This is a genomic window from Mycobacterium gastri (genome assembly GCF_002102175.1).
In the GTDB taxonomy this organism is placed as follows: domain Bacteria; phylum Actinomycetota; class Actinomycetes; order Mycobacteriales; family Mycobacteriaceae; genus Mycobacterium; species Mycobacterium gastri.
On sequence record NZ_LQOX01000153.1, the window covers coordinates 81,414 to 107,035 of the forward strand.

Genomic DNA, 25,622 nt, shown 5'->3' on the forward strand with positions numbered 1-25,622 from the left:
GCGATCCGCTGTCGCGCATAGCAAACTCATGAAAACTGTCAACTGTTTTGGACGGATTCTGGCGGGTATCCCTCGTTCATGACCCTCGCGCTAGCCGCCGGCCTCGCGATCACCGTCTCGCATGGTTGCCGAGATGAGTGAACCCGTCGGGCGCCCCGGCGCTGCCGGCCCGGCGATCACGACGACCAGGTTGCCGCCGGCACCACCGCGGATAATCCCCAAGGGACTGCAGGGCATCGCGTTCGTAGCGGCGCGGCGGTGGGCCACCGAGCAGCTCGCACGTCGCTACGGCGGTGCGTTTCGGCTCGATGTTCCGGTGTTCGGACGCCTGGTCGTCGTGGCCGACCCCAGGTTGGCCAAAAAGGTGTTCACCAGCACGACAGACGAACTCGGCGCCATTCAGCCGAACTTGAGCCGGCTGTTGGGCTCGGGTTCGGTATTCGGGCTCGACGGCGAAGAGCACCGCAGGCGCCGAAAGCTGCTGGCGCATCCCTTCCGTGCCAGCAACATGAGGAATTACGAGCGGATCGTCGAGCAGGAGACACTGCGGGAAATCGCCGACTGGCCCGACGGCACGGCCTTCCCCACGCTGCCGGCGATGAAGCGCATCACCCTCAACGTGATCTTGCGCGCCGTGTTCGGCGCCGAGGGAGACGACTTCGACGAGCTGCGCCAGGTCATCGTGCCGTGGGCGAAGTGGGGTTCACGATTGTCGACGCTGCCCCTGCCCAACCGAACCTATGGTCGCTACACCCCGTGGGGCCGGCTAGCGGAATGGCGGGGCAAGTACGACACGATCATCGACAGAATCATCGACAAATCCCAATCGGGCGCCCAATCGGGCTCGGAGTTGGAGGACCGCGCCGACATCCTCTCGCTGATGCTGCGCAGCGCATACGACGATGGCTCACCCATGTCGCGAGAGGACGTCCGGGACGATCTGCTCACTCTTCTGGTCGCCGGACACGAGACCACCGCAACCACCTTGGCCTGGGTGTTCGAACGGCTGACCCGCCAGCCCGAGGTGTTGTCGGCGCTCGTCGAGGAGGCCGACACCGACGACAACGAGCTGCGCCATGCGGCGATCTACGAGGTGCAGCGCACCAGGTCGGTGATCGACTTCTCCGGTCGCCGGGTGCGGGCGCCGTCGTTCGAGTTGGGGGAGTACATCATTCCGGAGGGTTATTCCATCGTCGTCAGCATTTCGCGCTGCCATGCCGACGCCGGTACGTTCCCAGATCCTGATCGCTTCGATCCGCAACGCTATATCGAGGGGAAACCGTCGCCCTTTGCCTGGGTGCCGTTCGGGGGCGGAACCCGGCGCTGTGCGGGGGCCGCGTTCGCCAAGATGGAAATGAACGTGGTGCTGCGAACCATCTTGCGCCACTTGACCATCGAAACCACCACGGCACCGCCGGAGAAGATTCGGGCGGGCGGCCTCGGCTTCCTGCCGAAAGACGGCGGGCGGGTCGTCGTGCACCACATCAGGCGCTGAACAGTCGGGCCGGTGCGGTCCACGCATCCCGGCCGGTGCGAGCACCGGGTGCATCGGAGCCGCGCCCGGGCGCATCGGACCTGCGACAGGCTGCCCCGGGGCGGCCGACGCTATAGCGGGTCCGCCAAACGTCCCGGCGAGCGAAAGGCCAAGGGCGCAGAGGACATCCGCCGACAAGGTGCGAATGGTTGACATGCCGAACGCCCTTCGGTTCGGGGTGAGGACGAGCCGGCGCCTCAGCTTGCTGCGCAACGGGTTTCGTTGGGCTAGGTAACGATCCGCGAGCTCAGAACGGACTTGCTCAGCATGTTGGCAGTAAATTCACGGCGCTGGAACGGAATCCGGTCGGCTTCGTGGCTTATCGTCATCGCCGTGTATGGAACCGCGGAGGCGGCCAGCGGCGCGGTGGTCGGTATCGGGACGAGTGAGCCCGGCCCGCTGGTAACACCGATGAAAAGGGTGGCGCTCGCCTGCGTCGTCGGCTCAGCGGTCGAATACTACGACTTCTACATCTACGGCACCGCGGCCGCGCTGGTGTTTCCCTCGGTGTTCTATCCCGGTCTCGGCCCTGCGATGGCCACCGTCGCCTCGATGGGGACATTCGCCACGGCGTTTCTGTCGCGGCCGCTCGGTGCGGCGGTGTTCGGACATTTCGGGGACCGACTGGGCCGTAAGAAGACCCTGCTCGCCACGTTGCTGATCATGGCCGTGTCGACGGTCACCGTCGGCGTGGTGCCCGGGACCGCCACCATCGGGGTGCTAGCTCCGCTGATTCTGATACTGCTGCGCCTGCTGCAGGGTTTCGCCGTCGGCGGTGAATGGGCCGGATCGGCGCTGTTGAGTGCCGAGTCCGCGCCCGCGCACAAACGCGGCTATTACGGGATGTTCACCGCGCTCGGCGGTGGCATCGCACTGGTGCTGAGCGGCCTTACCTTTCTGGGCGTGAACTACACCGTCGGAGCAGACAGCTCCGCATTCATGCAGTGGGGATGGCGTATCCCGTTCCTGCTGAGCGCACTGTTGATCGTCGTCGGTTTGTATGTGCGCCTCAAGATCGGGGAGACCCCGGTCTTCGCCGGCGAGATGGCCAAGGCCGACGCTGGTGACGCAACCGGTAGCCCCGCGCCGTTGGCCGAAGTGCTGCGCCGGCAGCGCCGCGAGGTCGCGCTGGCTGCGGGCAGTGTACTCGGGGCCTTCGGCTACCTGTATCTGGCCAGCACCTACCTTCCCTCCTACGCGCAAACCCGGCTGGGCTATTCCCGCGACTTCATCCTGCTGGTCGGGGTGCTGGGCGGGCTGACCTGCATCGTGTTCGTGTCGACGACGGCGACGCTGTGCGACCGGTTCGGGCGCCGGCGCCTCATGCTGGTCGGGTGGGCAGCGGGCCTCCCGTGGTCGCTAGTGGTGATGCCGCTGATCGATTCCGGCAATCGCACCTGGTTCGCAGTCGCAATCCTGGGCGTCTACGGCATCGCGGCGGCTGGTATCGGACCCGTCGTCGCGCTGATCCCCGAACTGTTCGCCACCCGCTACCGCTACACCGGCACCGCCCTGGCGATCAACCTCGCCGGCATTGCCGGGGGCGCGCTGCCGCCATTGGTCGCCGGCACCCTCGCGGTCGTCTACGGCAGCTGGGCCGTCGGCCTGATGATGGCCGCTCTGGTGGCGGTCAGCCTGGTTTGCACCTACCTGCTTCCCGAAACCACGGGCACCGCGTTCGGCTCGCTTATTTGAGGGTTAGTTGGCGTGCAGATCCTCGTTGAGTGCGATGCCTTCCCGGTCGCGGGCTACCACCTCGACGGCCCCGGTCACCGAATTGCGGCGGAACAGCAGATTCCCCTGGCCGGAAAGCTCGCGTGCCTTCACGGTGCTGCCGTCCGCCATGCTGACCTTAGTGCCGGCGGTGAGGTAGAGGCCGGCCTCCACCACGCAGTCGTCGCCCAGGGAGATGCCCAGCCCGGCGTTGGCGCCGAGCAGGCAGCGTCTGCCGATCGAAATGACCTCAGTGCCACCGCCGGACAGGGTCCCCATGATCGACGCGCCACCGCCGATGTCGGAGCCGTCGCCCACTACCACGCCCGCCGAGATGCGGCCCTCGACCATTGAGGCGCCCAGGGTTCCGGCGTTGTAGTTGACGAAGCCCTCGTGCATCACGGTGGTGCCCGGCGCCAGGTGGGCCCCCAGCCGCACCCGGTCGGCATCGGCGATGCGCACCCCGGTGGGCAGGACGTAGTCGACCATCCGCGGGAACTTGTCGACACCATAGACCGTGACCGGTCCATGGCGGCGCAGCCGTGCCCGCACCTCTTCGAACCCCTCGATGGCGCACGGTCCGCGACTGGTCCACACCACATTGGTCAACACCCCGAATAAGCCGCCGGCGTTCAGCCCGTGCGGCGCCACCAGCCGGTGCGACAGCAGATGGAGCCGAAGGTAGGCGTCGTAGGCGTCGGCGGCGGCATCGTCCAGCGAGCCGATGACGGTGCGGACCGCGACGACTTCGGTGCCGCGATCGTCGTCGCGGCCGACCAGTGCGACCAGGTCGGGGGGAATGTCGGACAGGGCCAGTCGGGAGGTTCCGCTGCTATCCGATTGCGTCAGCTCCGGTGCGGGGAACCAGGTGTCGAGGACCGATCCGTCCGCGGCGAGGGTCGCCAAGCCGATGCCTGCTGCTCCAGTCACGCCTCGACACGCTACTTGCTGGCGCGAGCAGACATAGAATCGCATCCCGGGGTGCCCGGGAGTGCGATTCCGTGTCTGCTCGCCGCAAGGGGTGACCCACTACCCTGGTCGCTGTGCTGGACTTACGCGGGGACCCGATCGAATTGACCGCGGCACTGGTCGACATCCCCAGCGAGTCGCGCCACGAGGCCCGCATCGCCGACGCGGTGGAGGCCGCACTGCGGGCCCAGACAACCGGCTTCGAGATCATTCGCAACGGCAATGCCGTGCTGGCGCGCACCAGCCGCAACCGGCCGTCACGGGTGCTGTTGGCCGGACACCTCGACACCGTGCCGTCTGCCGGCAACCTGCCCAGCCGGCTCGAGAACGGCGACCTGTACGGTTGCGGCGCCGCCGACATGAAGTCCGGTGACGCGGTTTTCCTGCATCTGGCCGCCACCGTGGCCGATCCGGTGCACGACCTGACGCTGGTGTTCTACGACTGCGAGGAAATCGAGGCTGCGGCAAACGGGTTGGGCCGCATCGAAAATGAGCTGCGGGACTGGTTGTCGGCCGACGTGGCCATCCTCGGCGAGCCGACCGCCGGCTATATCGAGGCCGGCTGCCAGGGCACGCTGCGCGTCGTGATCAGCGCCACCGGAACCCGCGCCCATTCGGCGCGTTCCTGGTTGGGTGACAACGCAATTCACAAACTGGGCGCGGTCCTGGACCGGCTGGCGCGATACCCGGCCCGCAGCGTCGACATCGACGGTTGCACCTACCGAGAGGGATTGTCGGCGGTGCGGGTCGACGGCGGCGTGGCCGGCAACGTGATTCCCGATCGCGCGTCGGTCACGGTCAACTACCGCTTTGCCCCCGACCGGTCGGTGGCTGCGGCCCTGCGACATGTCCACGCGGTGTTCGACGGGCTCGACGTGCAGATCGAGCAGACCGACGCCGCCCCGGGTGCCCTTCCCGGGCTGTCGGAGCCGGCCGCTAGAACATTGGTCGAGGCCGCCGGCGGCCAGGTCCGGGCGAAGTACGGCTGGACCGACGTGTCGCGCTTCGCGGCGCTGGGCATTCCCGCGGTCAACTACGGACCCGGTGATCCCAACCTGGCGCACCGGCGCGACGAGCGGGTTCCGGCCGCCCAGATCACGGTGGCCGTCGACATGCTGCGGCGCTACTTGAGCGGCTAGCCCGCGGCTAGCCCGACTGGTTCGCCGCTGCCGCTGCTGCTGCGTCCGAAGCCGCGGCGGCCATCCCGATCGCGGCCAGCTCGTCGGCCACCTCGGTCAGCTCGGCAGCATCTCCATCGGCCAGCGCACGGGCGTGTCTGGCCACGAGATCGCCTACCGGGCAGTCGATTTCGGTGGCCAGCCGGGTCACCGGCACTATTGCCCGAATGTCGCCGAGGCGAACGGCATCATGCCAGGCCCGCAGTGCCACCGTCGACTGCCCGCCACGCTCAGCGGTCCGGGCCGCCTCGCGGGCATCGGCGATGGCGCCGGCCTTGTCCCGGGCCGCCGCTTTGGTCCACGCGCGGGCGAGCATGAGTTCGGGGGCGAACAACGCTGACTTGGTGCCGTGTCGGGTTTCGGCGCGCCGCAACGCTTTCGCGGACTCGGCGATGCGGCCCTGCTGCGCAATGGCGGTGGCCAGTAGCATCAGCGACAGCGGACCCCAGGAATAGCCGGTGCGTTCCAGTTCGGCGGCAGCGGGCTCCAATAGCGATGCCGCAGTGCCGAATTCGCCCTTGGTGAGCAGCACGTGTCCCAGCAACACCTCACCGATGGCGCGACCGGGCTGCTGCAGCTCGGCAAAGTCGGTGAACTGCTGGGCCAGCGCCTGAGCCTGGGCGATCTCACCCGCCATCAGTAGCGAGGTGATCTGAGCCAGGCCCACGGTGAACCGCAGCAGCCCGGGATGCTCGGCGGCCGACGCCCGTTGGGCCAGCGGCTCGACGTCGCGGAAGCGACCCATCCGAGCCGACGACAGTGCGGCGGCGCTAGCCGCCCAGGCCACGGCCGTGTCGCCGGGGGACGGCTGGGCTAACACCGTGCCGGCCAGCGTGATGGCCCGCGGCAGGTTGCCGGCGTTCATGGCGAACGTCGCCGTCAACGCGTCCAGTTCGGCCTGTGCGGTGGGCTCGCTGATCCGGTTGCGGGTGGTCTGCAGGAACGCCGTGGCCCGCTCCGGCTCGCCGAGCATCCAGAACTGGTTGGCCGCCCGCGGTACCGCCCACGCCATCAGCTCGGCCTCGGACAGGCCTGCCGGGTCCACCGCCGCCAGCACCGTGGCGGCTTCCCGGCCGCGTCCCTGCCAGCTCAGCGCCTGGGCCAGGACCAGCCGTGCGTCCAGTCCGGCCGACCGCTCCAGCGCCGCTCGGGCCAACCGCTCGGCAAGCCGCAAATCACCCAGGCGCAGCGCCTGCTGCGCGGCGTCGACGACCTCTGCCACCGGCTGCGCGGCCTCGCTGTCCAGTGCGAGCGACGCCAGCCGCAGCCGGTCGCTGAGGTGCTCGGTCGGATGCCGCGACAGCAGGACGACTATGTCGGTTCGGAGTCGTCGCGCCCCGTCGTGGCCTAGCGCCGCATGCGCGCGTTCGGCGAACAGCGGGTGCGCCGTGTAGACCACCGGGTCCTCGGCGTGTCCGCCGCGTACCCGAGTTTCCACCGCTCCCAGCTCCTCCGCTTGCCGCACGGCGCCGTCACCGGCGAGGTATGTCAGGTCCGCGAGCGACAAGGGTTCGGCAATGGCGAGGTAATCCAGCACCGACCGCGCCGCGGCGGGCAGTTCGGCGATGAATTCGTCGACCTCGGCCGGTTCGGTCGCTCCGCCCGGCGGCTCGATGTCGATCCGGTCCAGCAACCCGTCGGTCCACAGCGCTGTGATGGCCTCGGGCGCGGCGGTGACATCCGCGCCGCGGGCGGTGACGATCATCCGGGCCGTACCGGACAGCGCCAACTGGTACACCAGGGTGGCCGACAGGATGTCCAGGTTGTGGGCGTCGTCGACGATGAGCAGCAGGTCACCTTGCTGATCGTCGCCGCTCAGCGATGCCCGGGCGGCTCGCAGTAAGGCGGCCGGCTTGCCCAGCTCGGCGATGTTCACCAGATGGCCGAAGGCGCCGAACGGAACCACGCGCTCGGTCGGGGTGCCGATGACCCAGCGGATGAGAGTAGTGGGGTGCCGGCCACAGAATTGTTCGGCGGCCAACCGGGCCAACGTGGATTTGCCGACGCCGTCCGGTCCGAGTACGACTGCCCCCCCGGTTGACGACGCGTCACCCAGGGAAACGTCCAGCCGCTCCAGCGCGGCCGCATGTTGCGGGACGTTCCATCGAATGGGCACCGCTGGAATCTTATGGCGCTCGATATGAACTGGCGCAATGGTGGCCCAATTCTGCTCGCGTTCCGCCGTGTTGGTCTACGTTTCGGTATATGTGCCCACGACTCGACTCAGCCGAAAAAGAGTGGGCGATATGTGTCTACTGCGCGGCCGGACCGACGCATCCGGAATTGCTCGAACTCGCCGCGGAGCTCGGAGAGGCAATCGCCGACTGCGGCTGGACTCTGGTTTGGGGTGGCGGCAACCTTTCGGCCATGGGCGCTGTCGCCGGCGCGGCGCACGCCCGCGGCGGCCGGACCGTCGGAGTGATTCCCAAGTTGCTGATCCGCCGCGAACTGTCCGACGCTGACGCGGCCAACGAGCTGATCGTCACCGACACCATGCGCGAGCGTAAGCACATCATGGAGGAACGCGCCGACGGATTCATCGTGCTGCCGGGCGGCCTAGGGACGTTGGACGAGCTCCTCGATGCCTGGACTACCGGCTATCTCGGTATGCACCGCAAGCCCATCGTGATCCTCGACCCGTGGGGACACTATGACGGTCTATTGGCGTGGCTGAACAGATTGGTCGACACCGGTTTCATCGCGCAGGTAGCGATGGAACGGCTGATGGTGGTCGATAAGGTGAGCGCGGCGCTGGAGTTGTGCGCACCCGTGTGACCGGGCATGGGCGCCGCGCCCGTCACTTCTCAAGAGCGAATCGAGGGAGAACGTGTCCGATCACCAGGGTGGCGCGCGGGCACGGGTCAAGCTCACCGACGTTGCAGCCCGGGTGCCCGGAGTACTGGCTGACACCCCGTCGATCGTGCGGGGGGCGGTGACCGGGTTGCTGGCGCGGCCAACGTCCAAGGCATCGATCGGGAGCGTTTTTCAGGACCGGGCCGCCCGCTTCGGTGACCGGGTCTTCGTGAAGTTCGGCGAGCAGCAGTTGACCTATCGCGAGGCCAACGCGATCGCCAACCGGTACGCCGCGGTACTGGCCGCCCGGGGCGTCGGCCCCGGCGACGTGGTCGGCATCATGCTGCGCAATTCGCCCAACACGGTGCTGGCGATGCTGGCCGTCGTCAAGTGTGGCGCCGTCGCCGGCATGCTCAATTACCACCAGCGCGGCGAGGTGCTCGCCCACAGCCTGGGCCTGCTGGACGCCAAGCTGCTGCTCGCCGAGTCCGACCTGGTCAGCTCCGTCAGCGAAAGCGGCGGCCCAGCCGGCGAGGTGGTGACCATCGACGACCTGGAGCGCTTCGCCGCAACCGCGCCCACCGGCAACCCCGCGTCGGCCGCGGCGGTGCGGGCCAAGGACACCGCGTTCTACATTTTCACCTCGGGCACCACCGGCTACCCCAAGGCCAGCGTGATGACCCACCACCGGTGGTTGCGGGCGCTGGCGGTGTTCGGCGGCATGGGGCTGCGGCTGAAGAGCTCCGACACGCTGTACAGCTGCCTGCCGCTGTACCACAACAACGCGCTGACCGTGGCGGTGTCGTCGGTGATCAATTCCGGGGCGACGTTGGCGCTGGGCGCATCGTTCTCGGCATCGCGGTTCTGGGACGAGGTGATCGCCAGCGGCGCCACCTCGTTCATCTATATCGGCGAGGTCTGCCGTTATCTGCTCAACCAGCCGGCCAAATCGACCGACCGCGCGCATCGGGTGCGGGTGATCACCGGCAACGGCCTGCGGCCGGAGATCTGGGACGAGTTCACCGAGCGGTTCGGCATTGCGCGAGTCTGCGAGTTCTACGCTGCCAGCGAGGGGAATTCCGCTTTCATCAACATCTTCAACGTGCCCAGGACCACCGGCGTTTCGCCGATGCCGCTGGCCTACGTGGAATACGACCCGGACACCGGAGCTCCGCTGCGCGACGGGAGCGGCCGGGTACGCCGGGTGCCCCCCGGTGAGCCGGGACTGTTGCTGAGCCCGGTCAACCGGCTGCAGCCGTTCGACGGCTACACCGACCCGGCGGCCAGCGAAAAGAAGTTGGTGCGCAACGCTTTTCGTGACGGCGACTGCTGGTTCAACACCGGCGACGTGATGAGTCCGCAGGGCATGGGGCATGCCGCGTTCGTCGACCGGCTGGGCGACACCTTCCGGTGGAAGGGCGAAAACGTTGCCACCACGCAGGTGGAAGCGGCGCTGTCGGCCGACCCCGCGGTCGAGGAGTGCACGGTCTACGGCGTGGAGGTGCCCAACACCGGCGGCCGCGCCGGGATGGCCGCGGTCAAGCTGCGCGACGGCGCCCAGTTCGACGGGCAATCGCTGGCCCGGGCCGTATACGGTCAGCTGCCCGGCTATGCCCTGCCGTTGTTCGTGCGGGTGGTCGAGTCGATGGCCCACACCACGACCTTCAAGAGCCGCAAAGTGGAACTGCGTGCGCAGGCCTACGGTGCCGACGTCGATGATCCGCTGTACGTACTTGCCGGCCGCGATGAGGGCTATGTGCCGTACTACGCCGAGTACCCGCAAGAGGTCGCGGCCGGTAAACGCCCCCGAGGCTGAACGGCGCCGCGGTAGCGTACCCGTCAATCGGGCCAGTTCGCAGCCCTCGCGGCCACGCGTTGGCGTCGAGCCTGCGCTGAAGGCGCCGAAACTGCGTCCACAGTGCGCCCGCCCACACCTTGAGTAGCGCTGAGCGCAGGCTCGATGGTCCGGCACTATGTAGACGTGGAATCAATGCTGTGCGGCCGCCCAGTCGCCGGGGATCGTCCGCTGATCATGGCGATCGTCAACCGCACCCCGGATTCGTTCTACGACAAGGGTGCGACCTTCAGCGACGGAGCCGCCAGAGAAGCCGCCCACCGGGCCATCGACGAGGGGGCCGACGTCATCGATGTCGGTGGCGTCAAAGCCGGCCCCGGCCGAGACGTCGACGCCGACACCGAGATCGCCCGGCTGCTGCCCTTCGTCGAGTGGCTGCGTGCCGCCTACCCCAACCAGCTGATCAGCGTCGACACCTGGCGCTCCGAGGTGGCCCGGCTGGCTTGCGCGGCCGGCGCCGATCTGATCAACGACACCTGGGGGGGTGTAGACCCGGCGATAGCCGAGGTGGCGGCCGAGTTCGGTGCGGGCCTGGTGTGCGCCCACACCGGGGGAGCGCTGCCGCGCACCCGTCCGTTCCGGGTGAGTTACGGTACGACCGCCCGCGCTGTCGTGGACGACGTCATTCGCGAGGTCACCGCCGCGGCCGAGCGAGCGGTGGCAGCCGGAGTGGCCCGCGACCGGGTGCTGATCGACCCGGCTCACGACTTCGGGAAGAACACCTTCCACGGGCTGATGCTGTTGCGCCACGTGGACGATCTTGTTAAGACCGGGTGGCCGGTGCTCATGGCTTTGAGCAACAAGGACTTTATCGGGGAGACTCTGGGGGTGGACGTGACCCAACGCCTCGAGGGAACGCTGGCAGCCACCGCGCTGGCAGCGGCTGCCGGAGTGCGCATGTTTCGGGTGCACCAGGTCTCGGCCACCAGGCGAGTCCTGGAGATGGTGGCCTCCATCCAGGGGATGCGACCTCCGATGCGCGCGGTGAGGGGACTCGCATGACGGCATCGGAGTTGGTCGCGGGCGACCTTACTCATGACGCGGTCCGGGCGGCGAAACCCGGCGACACCTGGTTGTCGGACCGCAGCTGGAACCGTCCCCGCTGGACGATCGGCGAACTGGTGGCGGCCAAGGCGGGGCGGACGATCTCGGTGGTGCTGCCGGCCCTCAACGAGGAAGAAACCATCGAATCGGTGATCGACAGCATCTCGCCGTTGGTCCGGGACTCCGGCGGCCTGGTCGACGAGCTGATCGTCCTGGATTCGGGCTCCACCGACGACACCGAGATCCGTGCCATCGCCGCCGGCGCCCGCGTCGTCAGCCGTGAACAGGCGCTGCCCGAGGTTCCGACGCGCCCGGGCAAGGGTGAGGCGCTGTGGCGCTCGCTGGCCGCCACCAGCGGCGACATCGTGGTGTTCGTCGACTCCGACCTGGTCAACCCGCACCCGATGTTCGTTCCGTGGCTGGTCGGCCCGCTGCTCACCCGCGACGGTATTCACCTGGTCAAAAGCTTCTACCGGCGACCGCTCACCGTCAGCGATGCCGGCGGCAGTGCGGGAGCAACCGGTGGTGGGCGGGTCACCGAGCTGGTGGCGCGACCGCTGTTGGCGGCGCTGCGGCCCGAGCTGCGCGGCGTGTTGCAGCCGCTCGGCGGTGAGTACGCGGCCAGCCGGGAGCTGTTGATGTCCCTACCGTTCGCCCCGGGCTACGGCGTGGAGATCGGTCTGTTGGTCGACACTTTCGACCGGCTGGGCCTGGACGCGATCGCGCAGGTCAACCTCGGCGTGCGGGCCCACCGCAACCGGCCGCTGGCCGAGCTGGGCGCGATGAGCCGCCAGGTCATCGCGACCTTGCTGTCCCGGTGCGGAATCCCCGATTCCGGTGTCGGGTTGACCCAGTTCTTCGCCGTCGGTGACGGCTACACCGAGCACACCTGGCCGGTCTCGCTGGCCGACCGGCCGCCGATGAAAGTGCTGAGACCCCGGTGAACACTGGATTGTTGGCCGCTTAGGGCAAGATCGACGACGTGGCGTTGGTATTGCTGTACCTGGTGGTGCTGGTCCTGGTGGCGATCGTGTTGTTCGGCGCGGCGAGCCTGCTGTTCGGGCGCGGCGAGCAGTTGCCGCCGCTGCCGCGGGCGACGACAGCCACGGTGCTGCCCGCGTCCGGCATCACCGCGGCCGACGTGGAGGCGGTCAAGTTCACGCAGGTGCTGCGCGGCTACAAGACCAGCGAGGTCGACTGGGTGCTGGACCGGCTCGGCCGTGAGCTGGATGAGTTGCGCGGCCAGCTGGCGGCCGTCCACGGATTGCCCCCCGCCGGTGAAGCCGAGGCCCGGCTGGAGGGCACCGAGGCAGCTGACGTGGACGCCGTCGCTTACGACCGTCCCAACCCGACGTGAGCGACGACGACCTGGTGCGCTGCGGCTGGGCGGTGGTTCACGCCGGTCCTGACGCCGAGCTTTACCGCAACTACCACGACCGGGAGTGGGGGCGCCCGCTGTACGGCGGGGTGGCGTTGTTCGAGCGGATGAGCTTGGAGGCCTTCCAGAGCGGCCTGTCGTGGTTGACCATCTTGCGGAAACGGGAGAACTTTCGGCGCGCGTTTTCCGGGTTCGACATCGAGGCGGTCGCCGACTACACCGACACTGATGTGCAGCGGTTGCTGGCAGACGCGGGCATTGTGCGCAACCGGGCCAAGATCGAGGCGACGATCGCCAACGCGCGCGCTGCTGCCAAGCTCGGGTCATCACAGGCCCTTTCGGACCTGCTGTGGTCGTTCGCGCCCCCGCCCCGGCGACGGCCGGCAACCCCGTCCGAAATCCCTTCAGCCACTGCGGAATCCACGGCGATGGCGCGCGAATTGAAACGGCGCGGGTTTCGCTTTGTCGGGCCCACCACCGCCTACGCGCTGATGCAGGCCACCGGGATGGTGGACGATCACGTCCGCACGTGCTGGGTGCCTTCCCGGTGAGTGCGGCGCGGCGCCGGGCGATCGTGGGCGGCAAAAGTCCTCATATCAGAGGTGTTGCGGCCATCCCTTGAAGCCGAGCGTCGAAATCCCGACCGGGGACGGGCAAGCGGGTAGAGCAGCACTGCGCGGCCACAGAACCGGGTCTTGTGCACCTGGTGAACCGGCATAGGGAACAATGGAGGGGTGATTTGGCAGTTCAATGTCGGGTACGGCTGGGAATCCACTTACGGGGCATGCTCGGCGCCGACCAGGTCCGCGAGGGCGGGCCAGCTCGAATCTGGAGGGAGCACTCGATGGCGGCGATGAAGCCCCGGACCGGCGACGGTCCTCTGGAAGCAACCAAAGAGGGGCGCGGCATCGTGATGCGGGTACCACTCGAGGGTGGCGGCCGTCTCGTCGTGGAGCTGACGCCCGACGAGGCCGCGGCACTCGGTGACGAACTGAAGAGCGTTACCAGCTAAATCAGCTCCGGGGCGGGTGGTGCGTCACTGGCAGACCTTCCGGTAGATGTCCAGCGTCTGCCCGGCGATGTGCGCCCAGGAGAACTCCTCGATACAGCGCTGACGTCCGGCCTGGCCGTAACGCTTCGCTGTGGCAGGGTCGGCGACGAGCGCGTTGACCGCCTCGGCCAACCCGGCCTCGTAACCGCTCGGGTCATCAGGGTTGTAATGCACCAGGGACCCGGTGACCCCGTCGGCGACCACCTCGGGCACCCCCCCAACGTCGGAGGCCACTACCGCGGTAGCGCAGGCCATTGCCTCCAGGTTGACGATGCCCAACGGCTCGTACACCGAAGCGCATACGAAAACCATTGCAGCAGAGAGTATTTCACGTAGTTTTCCGATCGGTAGGATGTCGCGGACCCAGAACACGCCGGTGCGGGTGCGGGCCAGTTGGGCCACTGCGGACCGCACTTCATCGGCTATCCCGGGGGTGTCGGGAGCCCCTGCGCACAGCACCACCTGAATATCCGGGCTGAACTGGTGGGCCGCCGCCAGCAAATGCGCAACACCTTTTTGCCGGGTGATCCGGCCGACGAACGCCACTATCGGCCGGCTTGGATCGACTCCGAGTTCGGCCAGTACCGACCCGGTGCGCACGGGTCCGGCCGGATACCACACGTCGGTGTCGATCCCGTTGCGGATCACATGCACCACATCCGGGTCCAGCGTCGGATAGACGCGCAGCAGGTCGTCACGCATACCGGCGCTGACGGCGATGACGGCGTCTGCGGCGAGCACGGCGGTGTTTTCGACCCATGACGAGACCTGGTAGCCGCCGCCCAGCTGCTCGGCTTTCCATGGCCGCATCGGCTCGAGCGAGTGCGCGGTCAACACATGCGGGATGTCGTAGAGCAGCTTGGCCAGATGGCCGGCCAGGCCGGTGTACCAGGTGTGTGAATGCACGACGGTGGCCGCACTCGCAGCGTTGGCCATCACCAGGTCCGCGGACAGGGTCGACAGTGCGGGGTTGGCGTTGCGCAGCCGCGGGTCGGGCTGATGTGTGATGGCTCCCGGGCGAGGCGCGCCCATGCAGTGCACGTCGACTGCACATAAACGCCGCAGTTGGGATACCAGTTCGGTGACATGTACCCCGGCTCCGCCGTAGACCTCCGGTGGGTACTCCCGAGTCATCATCGCTACCCGCATACGCAGCACCGTAGTTCGGCGACGAGGCGGCCCGCATTGCGGGCAGTTGAGGAGCCGGACGAGCGGATGGTGTCGGCGACGAGGCGGCCCGCATTGCGGGCAGTTGAGGAGCCGGACAAGCGGATGGTGTCGGCGACGAGGCGGCCCGCATTGCGGGCAGTTGAGGAGCCGGACGGACCGGCCAATTACCTTGGCCAACAGCTCGTCACAACGGCGGCTAGTGGGGCGGCTAGTGGGGCGGCTAGTGGGGAATGCCCCTGGCAGCGGTTCGCGGGTGCCGATAGGTTTGAGGCCATGAGGGAAGCGCCACACGTGCTGGGCGTCGTTTTGGCCGGCGGTGAGGGCAAGCGGCTTTACCCGTTGACGGCGGACCGGGCCAAACCCGCGGTTCCCTTCGGCGGCGCCTACCGGTTGATCGACTTCGTGCTTTCTAACCTCGTCAACGCCCGCTACCTCAGGATCTGCGTTCTCACCCAATACAAGTCACATTCGCTGGACCGTCACATTTCGCAGAACTGGCGGTTGTCGGGTTTGGCCGGTGAATACATCACCCCGGTGCCGGCGCAGCAGCGTCTGGGTCCGCGCTGGTACACCGGCTCCGCCGACGCGATCTACCAGTCACTCAATCTCATCTACGACGAAGATCCCGACTACCTGGTGGTTTTCGGGGCCGATCACGTGTACCGGATGGATCCGGAACAGATGGTCCGGTTCCACATCGACAGCGGTGCCGGCGCTACGGTGGCCGGCATCCGGGTCCCGCGTGCCGGTGCCAGCGCGTTCGGCTGCATTGACGCCGACGATTCCGGATGCATCCGCAGCTTCCTCGAGAAGCCGCTGGACCCCCCCGCCACCCCCGATGACCCCAACTCCACGTTCGTCTCGATGGGCAATTACGTGTTCACCACCAAGGTGCTGATCGACGCAATTCGCGCCGACGCCGATGACGATCACTCGGATCACGACATGGGCGGTGACATCATCCCGCGATTGGTGGAGGACGGGATGGCGGCGGTATACGACTTCTCCGACAACGACGTTCCGGGTGCCACCGACCGCGACCGGGCTTACTGGCGTGACGTCGGGACGCTGGATGCGTTCTACGACGCCCACATGGATCTGGTGTCGGTGCACCCGGTGTTCAACCTGTACAACCGGCGCTGGCCCATCCGGGGTGAGTCGGAGAATCTGGCGCCGGCGAAGTTTGTCAACGGAGGTTCGGCGCAGGAGTCGGTGGTTGGTGCCGGCAGTATCATTTCGGCCGCCTCGGTGCGCAACTCGGTGTTGTCGTCAAATGTCGTTGTCGACGACGGCGCCATCGTGGAGGGCAGTGTGATCATGCCCGGCACCAGGGTCGGCCGTGGCGCGGTGGTACGCCACGCGATCCTGGACAAGAACGTCGTCGTGGGGCCTGGAGAGATGGTGGGAGTGGACCTGGACCGAGACCGGGAAAGGTTCGCTGTCAGCGCCGGCGGAGTGGTCGCGGTGGGCAAAGGCGTCTGGATCTGAAGCGTGTCCTGCGACACCGGTGAGTGGCCAGCCGCCGGTCAGCGTCCGATCACGCTTGGGTAGCCGCGTTCATCACACCCGGTACGGTTTCCAGCGGGTTTGGTAGCGGCGCGGGCCTGTAACGTGTCGCGTGCGGACTTGCCCGGCCGTGACCGGTCAGGGGATTTCCGGGACCAACAGGTGGGCGTTGTAGCGGGGGCCCCAGCGCAGCGTGATTCGACTGCGCGGCGAGTCCGGATAGGCGGCCGGGAATTGACCGGTGAGCGGGTTGCGCGGGGACAACCATCGACCGGCGATCACCAGGCGCAGTTGCTCTCCGGCACGAAACAACGTCGCCGACGGACCCAGGGCGACATCAACGGCGACCACCTCGCCCGGGGTAGCCGGCTGCGCCCGGACGCACGCCGGGACGGGCTGCCAGGGCCGGGAGGCTTCGGGGTCCAGCTCGCGCAGCGAGACCCGCTGCCAGCCGGTGGTGACCCGGTCGCGGCCCCAGCCGTAGGACCCTTCGAATCCGACGAACCGCCCGTCGCGCCGCTTCTCCACGCCGACGAACAGGTTCGCGTCTTGGCCGCCGTCCAGCTGCACCCAGAGCCGGGCCGCCATAGGTCCGGTCAGTTCGATGTCCGATGGCACTGTCCAGTTGAAAGCTGCTGCACGAGAATGTGTTTCGAATGTGATGCTGCCGGCTTTCGGTGGCCTTTCGGCCGTCAGCAGTCCAGCTGCGGCGAGATACATTGGCCGCCAATGGGTGCGGGCGAGCGGCCATTCGGCCTCCTCGCGCACCTCGGCGATGGTGTCGCGATCCTCGCGAACCTCGAGGCGAACGCTGCGGGTCATGGGTGCTCCGTCGAGCACGTCGCGGAAGAACTTGAGCTGCTCGGCCAACGCGGACTCGGAGTAGAACGTCGCCCACTTGCCGCCGCGATGGGTATAGAGCCGGGCGTATCGGGAACCGCCATCGGTGAACGCCCGGATAGAGCCCCGACTGTGCAGGTTGTTGTCGGAGAAGCTGCCACAGACCAACATCGGCACCGTGATTGCCGATAGATCGGGAACGATTGCGCGCCATACCTCGTCGCGCATCGGATGGCCGGCCTGCATCTGCTCCAGGTCGTAGGCCTGCCGGGTACGACGCACGTTGCGTGACCAAAATCGGGTGAAGCCGATCTCGCGAATTCCGCCGGGAAACGCCAAGTCACGGTAGGCATCGGTGAAGCCCTCCCACGGGCAGATCGCCCGCAGTGCCGGTGGCTGCAGGGCGGCGACGGCGTACTGGCTGATGGCGAGGTAGGACACCCCGAGCATGACCACCCGGCCGTCACTCCAGGGCTGGTCGGCCACCCATTGCACCAGGTCGTAGGTGTCTTCGGCCTCCTGGGCGGAGAGCAGCCTCCCCGTGCCGTTGGAGCGACCGCAGCCGCGCGAGTCGGCATTGACCACGGTGAACCCGTGTGCGGTCCACCAGACCGGGTCCGGCGCCTCCCAACCGGTCAGGGCGGAGAATGTCACCGCCTCGGGTTGGCGCAGCACCCGGTACAGCCGGGGGACGGTCCAGCGCTTGCGCCGGGTGGTCGGCAGATCGTCCTTGCCGTAGGGATGGATGCTGACGATGACTGGCCGAGCGGTCTCGCCGGTTCGACGGAAAACGTTGACGCGCAATACGGTTCCGTCGCGGGTTATGACCTCGACGTCACGCTCGACGAGGACGTCGGCCGGGCGGCGGGTAACGGTGACCGGGGGCTTGACGATTCCGCGAATTCGGCTGAGCGCGTATCGAAGAGCGCCCGGCCGTCGCCACGGCCGGTCCAGGGCGGGCGCCGGATCACTGGACACGCCGTTACCTTAAAGCGCGCCGGCTTGGTGGCAACCGAATTACGCCACTCCGATGTGACTTGTTACCAGACGTAGGGCAGTAACCGATAGTGCACACGCTGCATGTAGTCGCGATATCCAGCCAGTTCCACGGCGAGTGCCTTCTCCTCGTCCAGAATGCGGAGAACCAGGACGAGCATCCCCGGGATGACACCCAGCAGCCCCCAATAGGAGCCCAGCGCAAGCGGCATGCCCACCATCAAGATCACGTTCCCGAAGTACATCGGGTGCCGCACGAACCGGTAGAAACCGCTGGACACGACTTTCTGACCCGCCTCCACCGTCACCGTCGCGGCGGCGTAACTGTTCTGGACGACCACCAGCATGGCGATTGCAAGTCCGGTCGCGACGAGTAGGTCGCCGACCACGCACAGCGCCACCGACACTGCCGACCAGCCGAATCGATGGTCGAGCGCGCTGAGCACCATGATGGCGAAGAAGCCGACGAACGCGCCCATGATGATGAATTTCTGGGCTGTCCTGGTTTCCGCGCGCGGTCCCGCGTGCATGCGCCGCTGCAGTGCGGCCGGGTTTGTCCGGGCCAGGTAGATGCTGGGCACGATCGTTGCAACCGTGAATACGGCGATGAAAACCCATGCCTGCCAATAGTTGAACGTGCCCGCAGGGTAAAACAGCGCAAATCCGAATACGATCAGACCGGCCAGCCCCGAGACAACGGCCCGCAGACCAGTTTTCATTTCCCCTCCCGATGCTCTCGGCTAATTCCGCATGTCACGTCGTTGAAAAGCCATGGCGCCCAACGTGGTCAATCCCGCATCTATAGCCAGCAGCCACAGCAGCGGCTCGGCGGTGAAGTCGCGGCCGCCAACTCGTGGTGTGTGTGCGAACGGTTCCAAGTCCAGCAACCACTGCGGGAAACCCGACAACGAACCAAGCAGGTACAACGCGACGAAGCCGACCAGGACGCCCCACGCTACCGGGGTGAACCGCGGTGCCATACCGAACAATGCGATGGTCACCGCGGACAGTAGCCAGACGCCCGGCAGCTGTACCGCCGCGGTGGCGACAGCGGTGGTCAGCTTGCCGCCGAGGTCGCCGGCGGCGGCGCCGTAGGTGAGTCCGGCCACCACGCCGGAGAGCAGTATCGCAGCCGCTGGACCGGCCAGCGCGATCACCAAATGGCTTGACAGTAACCGCATCCGGGATACCGATCCGGCGAGCAGGGTCTCGGCGCGCTGGGCGAGTTCCTCCTGGTGCAGGCGTAGCGACAGCGAGACGGCGAACGCGGCGGCGACCATGCCCAGCATCGTGAAGCCCACCGCGACAAAGGCTTGCTCCAGCACGCTGGTGCCGCCCAACCGCGCGACGATGTCTCGTACCGCGGTGCCACTGCCCAACTCCTGTCCGATGCCGTGCACGATGCTGCCGATCAACAGCCCGTAAAGCACCAGACCCACGGTCCAGACCAGCACCGCGCCGCGGTCAAGCCGCCACGCCAGCCCGAAGATGTTGCCCAACCAGGGTGCCGCGGTGGCGGGACCGCCGCGTTCGGCGATGAGCCCGGCGCCGACGTCGCGGCCGGCGAGCAGCCGATAGGCCACGACGGTCAGCGCGGTGGCCGTCGCCAGATGCAGTATCAATACCCACCAGCGATCCCCCGCATAGGGCCTGACCTGAAGTGACCATCCCAGCGGGGAAAACCACGACAACGCCCCCGACCCGGCGTCACCGACGGCCCGAAGCGCGAACACCGTGCCGAGCACGGCGAACGCGACACCGCGGGTCACCCGGGCGCTGGGCGATAGCTGCGCGGCGACGGCGGCCACGGCGGTGAACACCAATCCCGACCCGGCTAGGGCCGCGCCGAAGGCCAGCGACCCGGACGGCGCCACCTTGGTGGTCAGCAGTCCCGCCGCACCGATAGCACCGGTTGCGATCGACGCCGAAAACGACAACAGCAGTGCCGCACTGAGGCTCGCGTAGCGGCCGACGGCGGTGGACTCGATCAGCTCGGCCCGGCCGGTCTCCTCGTCGGCCCGGGTGTGGCGGATCACGGTGAGGATGACCGCCACCGCGATGAGGGTGTGAAACATTCCGGCTTTCCAGATGCCGACGGCGCCGAGACTGTCGTTGTAGACCGGGCCATAGAGCGCACGCTGGGCCGGGCTGGCAGCGATCGAGGCCACGAACCCCGCACGATCCTGCTGGGCGGGGTAGACCTTCTCGATACTGCTTACATACACCGTGGCCAGCGGCACCGACAGCAGCAACACCCACAGCGGCAACACCACGCGGTCGCGCCGTAGGTAGAGCCGCAGCAGTCCGAGGGTGCCGGTGAAACCCGAGCCGCGTGGCGGTGCAGATTGGGGTTCGGGGCGTTGGCGATTCAGCGTTGCGGTGCTCATGTCGCCGGTACCTGCTGGGAGTGTTCGCCGACACGCGGGCCGACGCTGTAGTGGCGCAGGAACAGGTCCTCCAGCGAAGGTGGTTGACTGACCAGACTGCGCACCCCGGCGTCGCCGAGCACCCGGACCAGCTCGCCCAGGCTTTCGCTGTCGACCTGGGCCCGCACCGTGTTGCCCTCGACCGTGACGTCCTCGACGCCCTTGATCCGGGTGAGATCGCCCGGGTCGCCGATCATTTCGGCCTTGATCGAGGTGCGGCTGAGGTGGCGCATGGATTCCAATGAGCCGCTCTCGACGGTCTTTCCCGCCTGAATGATGGTGACCCGTTCGCACAGGGCTTCCGTTTCGGCCAGAATATGGCTGGAGAGCAGGATCGTGACCCCACGGCCGCGTGCTTCCTTGACACATTGCTGAAAGACGTTCTCCATCAACGGGTCCAACCCGCTGGAGGGCTCGTCGAGCAGCAGCAGGCTGGCCCGGGACGAAAATGCCGAAATCAGGGACACCTTCTGGCGGTTGCCTTTCGAGTAGGTGCGTACCTTCTTGCGCGGGTCGAACTCGAAGCGCTCGATCAACTCAGCACAAAGCTTCTCGTCGATACCGCCCCGCATGCGAGCCAGCAGGTCGATGGTCTCGCCACCAGTCAACGTCGGCCACAACGTGACATCGCCTGGCACATAGGCAATTTGGCGGTGCAACTGAACCGCGTTCGCCCAGGGGTCGCGGCCCAGCAGCCGGGTGCTGCCGCCGTCAGCCTTGGCCAGGCCTAACAGAATCCGGATGGTGGTCGACTTCCCGGCGCCGTTGGGTCCGAGGAAGCCGTGGACTTCGCCTTCGTGCACGGTGAGATCAAGGCCGTCGAGCGCACGCACCACCCCGAAGTTCTTGATCAGCCCTCGAATATCGATGAGGGCTGAGGCGTTGTCACTGGACATCGGATTCTCCTTGCTTCGCTTCGGCGAGGAAGGCCTCGTACATGGAGCGATCAGCCAGCAGGCCCGCGGTGTAGAGCTCCAGCGCCGGCAGCACCATGTCGCGTGTGTAATCACGGAGTACCGCGCGCAAATCGGTTGGGGTTGCATGCATTTGCAGGTACAACAGAAAGCCGCCACCCCCGGTGATGGCCAGGTATTTGGCCCTGGCCGGGGGGTCGCGGCTGGGTTTGACGGTGCCGGCCCGCACTCCGTCCTCGAGGTAGTCTTCGGCATTGTCGATCATCTTCTGCCACAACGTCATTGCCAATTCACCGCCGGATTGCATGCTGCGCATCAGGTAGGCCATCAGCGGTGCGTAGGACTCGACTTGGGCGAGTTGGCCCAGCCAGGTGGCCGGGTCGTTGGACTGCATCGCCGCCGACTTTTCGCTGCGGATCTCTTCGGCGACATAGTCGTCGCAGGCCTTGCGCAGACCCTCCTTGGAGCCGAAGTGGTGGATGACCAGGGCGGCGCTCACTCCCGCGGCTTCGGCGATGCTTCGCAGTCCAACGCCGAAACCGTGCTGACCAAACTGCTCGATGGCCGCATCCCTGATGCGGGCCGCCGCAGTCAAGTCGACTGAACGCATGTTCAGTACATTAAACGTGTGTTCAGTCGAGAGTCAAGGGAGGGACCGTCAGGAATCCGTTACAGGTTGGTTGATGGGCTTGAGGGACCACACCGCCGTGTCGTTAGGGCACCACAATGCCCCTGGAGCCGGGGCCGCCGTCAAGCCCACTGAGCCCAGGGAGAACAAAGCCGGTGCCGCCCGTGCCGCCGGCTCCACCGGCGCCGCCGTCGCCGGCTTGAGCAGCGGGGGCGTTGCCGCCGGAAGAGCCGGTATCGCCGCCGTTGCCACCGGTGCCGCCGTTGCCACCGGTGCCGCCATTTGCCAACCCGGTGTAGTTGTCAGGTGACCGCACCGGCATGGAACCGGTGCCGGTGTCGCCGCCGCCGCCACCGGCACCGCCGGTGCCGCCTTGACCGCCGTTACCACCGGCCTGCTGGCCGAAAGTGCCACTACCACCGTCGCCGCCGTCACCACCGTCACCGCCGGTGCCACCGTTGCCGCCAGTACCCCCGTGACCGGCAGCGCCGTCGGGCCCCCCCGACAAGCTCGTGGCGCCGTTACCCCCGGTGCCGCCGTGGCCGCCGGTGCCGCCGTTGCCGCCTGTCCCGCCCGGAAGTCCCGGGGATCCGCTGAACCCGCTCGTGCCGGCGGGGCCGGCGCCGCCGTTGCCGCCGTTGCCGCCGTTGCCGCCGTTGCCGGCTAGGCCTCCGCCGCCGGGGTCGCCGGGGCGGCCTGAAGATGCGATGGCCGCGCCGGGCGCGCCGCCGTTGCCACCGTTGCCGCCGTTGCCGGCGTTGCTGCCGTTGCCGCCGTTGCCGCCGTTGCCGCCGTTGCTGCCGTTGCTGCCGTTGCCGCCGTTGCCACCCGTCCCGCCGGTGCCGCCGTCCCCGCCGTTGCCGGACCACGATCCGCCGGTACCACCGGCGCCGCCGTCGCCACCCTTGCCGCCGTCAGCGTCGGTGCCGCCCGTGGAACCGTTGCCGCCGTTGCCGCCGTTGCCGCCGTTGCCCACGACCCCGGTGCTGCCGCCAGCCCCGCCCGCGCCGCCTTGACCGCCGGCGGTCCCGTTGCCGCCGTTGCCGCCGTTGCCGGCGTTGCCCCCGGTTCCGGGCCCGATACTGCTGGCAGTGGCGCCGTTGGCGGCGTATACGCCGTTGCCGCTGAAGCCGCCGGCACCGCCGGCCCCGCCAAAGCCCGGGTTACCGCCGTCACCGCCGTTGCCGCCCGCACCGCCGGCGATGGGGGTTTGGCCAAAGCTGAAGACGCCGGTTCCGTTGCCGCCGTTGCCGGCGTTGCCGCCGGCCCCGCCCAGGGCACCGTCGCCGCCGGCCCCGCCGGTGCCGTGGGTGCCGGCGTTGCCTGACGATGCCAGGGCCGCGCCGGCCGCGCCGCCGTTGCCGCCGGCCCCGCCGGCCCCGCCGTTGCCGCCGTCACCGCCGAACCCGCCGGCCCCGCCGTCAAGATGGAAGGAACCATCAGGAGACAAGAAGAAGGAGCCGTCGGCTCCGGCAGCCCCGTCACCGCCGACGCCGCCTGAGGCACCCTTGCCACCCGTCCCGCCGGCGCCGCCATTGCCGCCGTTACCGGACACCGACCCGCCGTTGCCGCCGGCCCCGCCGTCGCCGCCGGCGCCGCCCGTGCCACCTGTGCTGCCGGTGCCGCCGTCACCGCCGGCGCCGCCCGGGCCGGCAGGCGAAGTACCTGTGCTGCCGGCGGCCCCGTTGCTGCCGTTGCTGCCGTTGCCGCCGTTGCCGCCGTTGCCACCGCTGCCCACGATCCCGGCGTCGCCACCGGCCCCGCCTGCGCCGCCTTGACCACCGGCAGTCGCGCCGTTGCCGCCGTTGCCCCCGTTGCCGCCGTTGCCCCCGGTCCCGGGGCCGTTGTTGCCGGCGGCAACGCCGGCGTGAGTGTAGGCGCCGTTGCCGCTGTAGCCGCCGGCACCGCCGGCCCCGCCAAGGCCCGGGTCACCGCCGTTGCCGCCGTTACCGCCCGCTCCGCCGGCGATGGATTGGCCAAAGCTGAAACTGATGCTTGCTCCGTTGCCGCCGTTGCCGCCGTTGCCGCCGGCCCCACCCAGGGCACCGTCGCCGCCGGCCCCGCCGGCGCCGTGGGTGCCGGCGTTGCCTGATGGTGCCAGGGCCGCGCCGGCCGCGCCGCCGTTGCCGCCGGCCCCGCCGGCACCGCCGGCCCCGCCGTCACCGCCGCCCCCGCCGTCACCGCCAGAAGACAAGAAGAAGGAGCCGCCGGCCCCGCGAGCCCCGTTACCGCCGACTCCGCCGACCCCGCCGGTGGCACCGGCCCCGCCGGCACCGCCGTTGCCGCCATTACCCGACACCGATCCGCCGCTACCGCCGGCCCCGCCGTCGCCGCCGGCGCCGCCGGTGCCGCCAGTGGCACCGTGGCCGCCGTCACCGCCGTCACTGCCCTCGTTGGTCGACGAAGTACCTAGGGTGCCGGCCGCGCCGATGCTGCCGGTGGCACCGGCCCCGCCGTTGCCGCCGTTGCCGCCGTTGCCGACGGTCCCGGCGCTGCCGCCGGCCCCGCCGGTCCCACCTTGACGGCCGGCGGCGACCGCGTTGCCGCCGTTGCCGCCGTTGCCGCCATTACCACCGGTCCCGGGCCCGTTGTTGCTGGCGGCAGTGCCGCTGGCGGCGTGTGTGCCGTTGCCGTTGTTACCGCCGGCTCCGCCGGCCCCGCCGGCGCCCGGGTCGCCGCCGTATCCGCCGGCACCGCCGGTACCGCCGAAGTACCCGTTGCCGCCGTTGCCGCCGTCCCCGGCGGCCCCGCCCAGACCTCCGTTGCCGCCGGCCCCGCCGGCGCCGTGGGTGCCGGCCTGACCGGATGATGCTAGGGCCGCACCGGGTGCGCCGCCGTCACCGCCGGCCCCTCCGGCCCCTCCGGTGCCGCCGTCACCCCCGGCCCCACCGGCCCAGCCGGGAGCGACACGTTGGTCAACGAAAATCGTGCCGGGGGCCCCACTGCCCCCAACACCACCGACCCCGCCGGTCCCGCCAGTGCCACCGGCCCCGCCGTTGCCGCCGTTGCCGCCGTTGCCGGACACCGACCCGCCGCTCCCGCCTGCGCCGCCGGTGCCGCCGACGCCGCCGGCCCCGCCAGTGTCGCCGTTGCCGCCACGGCCGCCGGCAGGACTGTCGAAACCCGAGGTACCTGTGGTGCCGGCCGCGCCCGTGGCGCCGGCCATGCCGGCCCCGCCATCTCCGCCGTTGCCGCCGTTGCCGACCGCCCCGCCGTTGCCACCGGCTCCGCCGCCACCACCGGCACCACCGAGCATGACCGCGTCGGCGCCGTTGCCGCCGTCCCCGCCGTTGCCGCCGCTGCCGGACATGTGGCCCGCCGTACCGTTGGCGCCATCGATTCCGCCGGGCCCACCGGCCGCGCCGCCGATCCCGGCGGCACCGCCGACACCGGGGTTGCCACCGGTTCCGCCGGCCCCGCCGGCCCCGGCGACCCCGGCGACGACAACGCCGTCACCGCCGGAGCCGCCGTTGCCGGGAGTCCCACCGGTACCACCGTTACCGGCGGCCCCGCCATCACCGGCGCTGCCCGGGTGACCCAGCAGGCTGCCTCGGCCGGCCCCGCCGCCGTGCCCGCCGGCGCCGACGGTGTCGCGGGCGGTGCGGGTGAGGCTGGTGGGGCTAGCCA

At 68.7% G+C, this 25,622-nt stretch carries 20 protein-coding genes; 11 read left to right on the plus strand and 9 right to left on the minus strand.

What is annotated here, in order from left to right; all coding sequences use genetic code 11:
• Positions 1-133: 133 nt before the first annotated feature.
• Together AWC07_RS25970 and AWC07_RS25975 are read left to right on the plus strand one after the other, a co-directional pair.
• A complete protein-coding gene (locus tag AWC07_RS25970) occupies positions 134-1,495 on the plus strand; it encodes a cytochrome P450 (protein ID WP_085105289.1) in 1,362 nt (453 codons plus the stop codon).
• A 450-nt stretch (positions 1,496-1,945) separates the two neighbouring features.
• Positions 1,946-3,229 (plus strand): MFS transporter, encoded by a 1,284-nt coding sequence (locus AWC07_RS25975; protein ID WP_036417026.1) that lies wholly within the window; start codon positions 1,946-1,948, stop codon positions 3,227-3,229.
• Between the two features lie 3 nt (positions 3,230-3,232).
• Here the strand turns inward: AWC07_RS25975 and dapD are convergent, their stop codons facing one another.
• Positions 3,233-4,222 carry a 2,3,4,5-tetrahydropyridine-2,6-dicarboxylate N-succinyltransferase gene (gene dapD / locus AWC07_RS25980; protein ID WP_139829890.1) on the minus strand — a complete coding sequence of 330 codons (990 nt, stop codon included), beginning with the start codon at positions 4,220-4,222 and terminating at the stop codon, positions 3,233-3,235.
• Positions 4,223-4,290: 68 nt separating this feature from the next.
• Between dapD and dapE the strand changes: the two genes are divergently transcribed.
• Positions 4,291-5,355, plus strand: coding sequence for a succinyl-diaminopimelate desuccinylase (gene dapE / locus AWC07_RS25985; protein WP_085105283.1), 1,065 nt, complete (start codon positions 4,291-4,293; stop codon positions 5,353-5,355).
• A gap of 7 nt (positions 5,356-5,362) precedes the next feature.
• Here dapE and AWC07_RS28225 read toward each other — a convergent pair whose 3' ends face one another.
• Entirely contained in the window at positions 5,363-7,510 is a 2,148-nt protein-coding gene (locus AWC07_RS28225) for an ATPase AAA (RefSeq protein ID WP_036419899.1), read from the minus strand.
• An 89-nt stretch (positions 7,511-7,599) separates the two neighbouring features.
• Here AWC07_RS28225 and AWC07_RS25995 point away from each other — a divergent pair, with 89 nt between their 5' ends.
• The 7 genes from AWC07_RS25995 to AWC07_RS26025 all read left to right on the plus strand — a co-directional run bounded on the left by AWC07_RS25995 (position 7,600) and on the right by AWC07_RS26025 (position 13,476).
• Entirely contained in the window at positions 7,600-8,169 is a 570-nt protein-coding gene (locus AWC07_RS25995) for a TIGR00730 family Rossman fold protein (RefSeq protein WP_085105284.1), read from the plus strand.
• A 52-nt stretch (positions 8,170-8,221) separates the two neighbouring features.
• The gene (gene fadD6 / locus AWC07_RS26000; protein ID WP_036411557.1) at positions 8,222-10,003 is read left to right on the plus strand and encodes a long-chain-acyl-CoA synthetase FadD6; all 1,782 of its coding nucleotides are present in this window, start codon (positions 8,222-8,224) and stop codon (positions 10,001-10,003) included.
• Between the two features lie 144 nt (positions 10,004-10,147).
• Positions 10,148-11,044 carry a dihydropteroate synthase gene (gene folP / locus AWC07_RS26005; protein ID WP_139829891.1) on the plus strand — a complete coding sequence of 299 codons (897 nt, stop codon included), beginning with the start codon at positions 10,148-10,150 and terminating at the stop codon, positions 11,042-11,044.
• Entirely contained in the window at positions 11,041-12,030 is a 990-nt protein-coding gene (locus tag AWC07_RS26010) for a glucosyl-3-phosphoglycerate synthase (RefSeq protein ID WP_085105285.1), read from the plus strand. The genes folP and AWC07_RS26010 overlap by 4 nt, the downstream gene beginning before the upstream one ends.
• A gap of 38 nt (positions 12,031-12,068) precedes the next feature.
• Positions 12,069-12,443, plus strand: a complete 375-nt coding sequence (locus tag AWC07_RS26015) for a DivIVA domain-containing protein (RefSeq protein ID WP_036416763.1) — start codon at positions 12,069-12,071, stop codon at positions 12,441-12,443.
• Positions 12,440-13,015 carry a DNA-3-methyladenine glycosylase I gene (locus AWC07_RS26020; protein WP_036416761.1) on the plus strand — a complete coding sequence of 192 codons (576 nt, stop codon included), beginning with the start codon at positions 12,440-12,442 and terminating at the stop codon, positions 13,013-13,015. The genes AWC07_RS26015 and AWC07_RS26020 overlap by 4 nt, the downstream gene beginning before the upstream one ends.
• A 293-nt stretch (positions 13,016-13,308) precedes the next feature.
• Positions 13,309-13,476: a DUF3117 domain-containing protein gene (locus AWC07_RS26025; RefSeq protein WP_011211259.1), complete on the plus strand. Its 168-nt coding sequence runs from the start codon at positions 13,309-13,311 to the stop codon at positions 13,474-13,476.
• A 24-nt stretch (positions 13,477-13,500) separates the two neighbouring features.
• On the opposite strand, the gene glgA is transcribed toward AWC07_RS26025, so the two are convergent.
• Positions 13,501-14,664 (minus strand): glycogen synthase, encoded by a 1,164-nt coding sequence (glgA, locus tag AWC07_RS26030; RefSeq protein ID WP_085105286.1) that lies wholly within the window; start codon positions 14,662-14,664, stop codon positions 13,501-13,503.
• 294 nt (positions 14,665-14,958) lie between these two features.
• Between glgA and glgC the strand changes: the two genes are divergently transcribed.
• On the plus strand, positions 14,959-16,173 hold the full coding sequence (gene glgC / locus AWC07_RS26035) for a glucose-1-phosphate adenylyltransferase (RefSeq protein ID WP_036416295.1): 1,215 nt from the start codon (positions 14,959-14,961) through the stop codon (positions 16,171-16,173).
• A gap of 156 nt (positions 16,174-16,329) precedes the next feature.
• Here the strand turns inward: glgC and AWC07_RS26040 are convergent, their stop codons facing one another.
• The 6 genes from AWC07_RS26040 to AWC07_RS27875 form a co-directional block, all read right to left on the minus strand.
• Positions 16,330-18,009, minus strand: coding sequence for a CocE/NonD family hydrolase (locus tag AWC07_RS26040; protein ID WP_036418107.1), 1,680 nt, complete (start codon positions 18,007-18,009; stop codon positions 16,330-16,332).
• A gap of 62 nt (positions 18,010-18,071) precedes the next feature.
• Positions 18,072-18,746 (minus strand): methyltransferase family protein, encoded by a 675-nt coding sequence (locus AWC07_RS26045; protein WP_036418109.1) that lies wholly within the window; start codon positions 18,744-18,746, stop codon positions 18,072-18,074.
• 21 nt (positions 18,747-18,767) lie between these two features.
• Positions 18,768-20,414, minus strand: a complete 1,647-nt coding sequence (locus tag AWC07_RS26050; protein WP_051508216.1) for an ABC transporter permease — start codon at positions 20,412-20,414, stop codon at positions 18,768-18,770.
• Positions 20,411-21,349 (minus strand): ABC transporter ATP-binding protein, encoded by a 939-nt coding sequence (locus tag AWC07_RS26055; protein ID WP_036418111.1) that lies wholly within the window; start codon positions 21,347-21,349, stop codon positions 20,411-20,413. Before AWC07_RS26055 ends, AWC07_RS26050 begins: the two co-directional genes overlap by 4 nt.
• The gene (locus AWC07_RS26060; protein ID WP_036418113.1) at positions 21,339-21,977 is read right to left on the minus strand and encodes a TetR/AcrR family transcriptional regulator; all 639 of its coding nucleotides are present in this window, start codon (positions 21,975-21,977) and stop codon (positions 21,339-21,341) included. The genes AWC07_RS26055 and AWC07_RS26060 overlap by 11 nt, the downstream gene beginning before the upstream one ends.
• A 103-nt stretch (positions 21,978-22,080) precedes the next feature.
• A partial coding sequence (locus AWC07_RS27875; protein WP_167380139.1) for a PE family protein occupies positions 22,081-25,622 on the minus strand: 3,542 nt, incomplete at its 5' end.

What these genes read in the sequence shown, in the direction of transcription:
- AWC07_RS26010 (WP_085105285.1), top strand. Translation starts at nt 11,041, where the DNA reads ATGACGGCATCGGAGTTGGTCGCGGGCGACCTTACTCATGACGCGGTC.
- folP (WP_139829891.1), top strand. Translation starts at nt 10,148, where the DNA reads ATGGTCCGGCACTATGTAGACGTGGAATCAATGCTGTGCGGCCGCCCA.
- glgC (WP_036416295.1), top strand. Translation starts at nt 14,959, where the DNA reads ATGAGGGAAGCGCCACACGTGCTGGGCGTCGTTTTGGCCGGCGGTGAG.
- AWC07_RS25970 (WP_085105289.1), top strand. Translation starts at nt 134, where the DNA reads ATGAGTGAACCCGTCGGGCGCCCCGGCGCTGCCGGCCCGGCGATCACG.
- AWC07_RS26050 (WP_051508216.1), bottom strand. Translation starts at nt 20,414, where the DNA reads ATGAGCACCGCAACGCTGAATCGCCAACGCCCCGAACCCCAATCTGCA.
- AWC07_RS26025 (WP_011211259.1), top strand. Translation starts at nt 13,309, where the DNA reads ATGGCGGCGATGAAGCCCCGGACCGGCGACGGTCCTCTGGAAGCAACC.
- AWC07_RS26055 (WP_036418111.1), bottom strand. Translation starts at nt 21,349, where the DNA reads ATGTCCAGTGACAACGCCTCAGCCCTCATCGATATTCGAGGGCTGATC.
- glgA (WP_085105286.1), bottom strand. Translation starts at nt 14,664, where the DNA reads ATGCGGGTAGCGATGATGACTCGGGAGTACCCACCGGAGGTCTACGGC.
- AWC07_RS25995 (WP_085105284.1), top strand. Translation starts at nt 7,600, where the DNA reads ATGTGCCCACGACTCGACTCAGCCGAAAAAGAGTGGGCGATATGTGTC.
- AWC07_RS26045 (WP_036418109.1), bottom strand. Translation starts at nt 18,746, where the DNA reads ATGAAAACTGGTCTGCGGGCCGTTGTCTCGGGGCTGGCCGGTCTGATC.
- AWC07_RS26060 (WP_036418113.1), bottom strand. Translation starts at nt 21,977, where the DNA reads ATGCGTTCAGTCGACTTGACTGCGGCGGCCCGCATCAGGGATGCGGCC.
- AWC07_RS25975 (WP_036417026.1), top strand. Translation starts at nt 1,946, where the DNA reads ATGAAAAGGGTGGCGCTCGCCTGCGTCGTCGGCTCAGCGGTCGAATAC.
- dapD (WP_139829890.1), bottom strand. Translation starts at nt 4,222, where the DNA reads ATGCGATTCTATGTCTGCTCGCGCCAGCAAGTAGCGTGTCGAGGCGTG.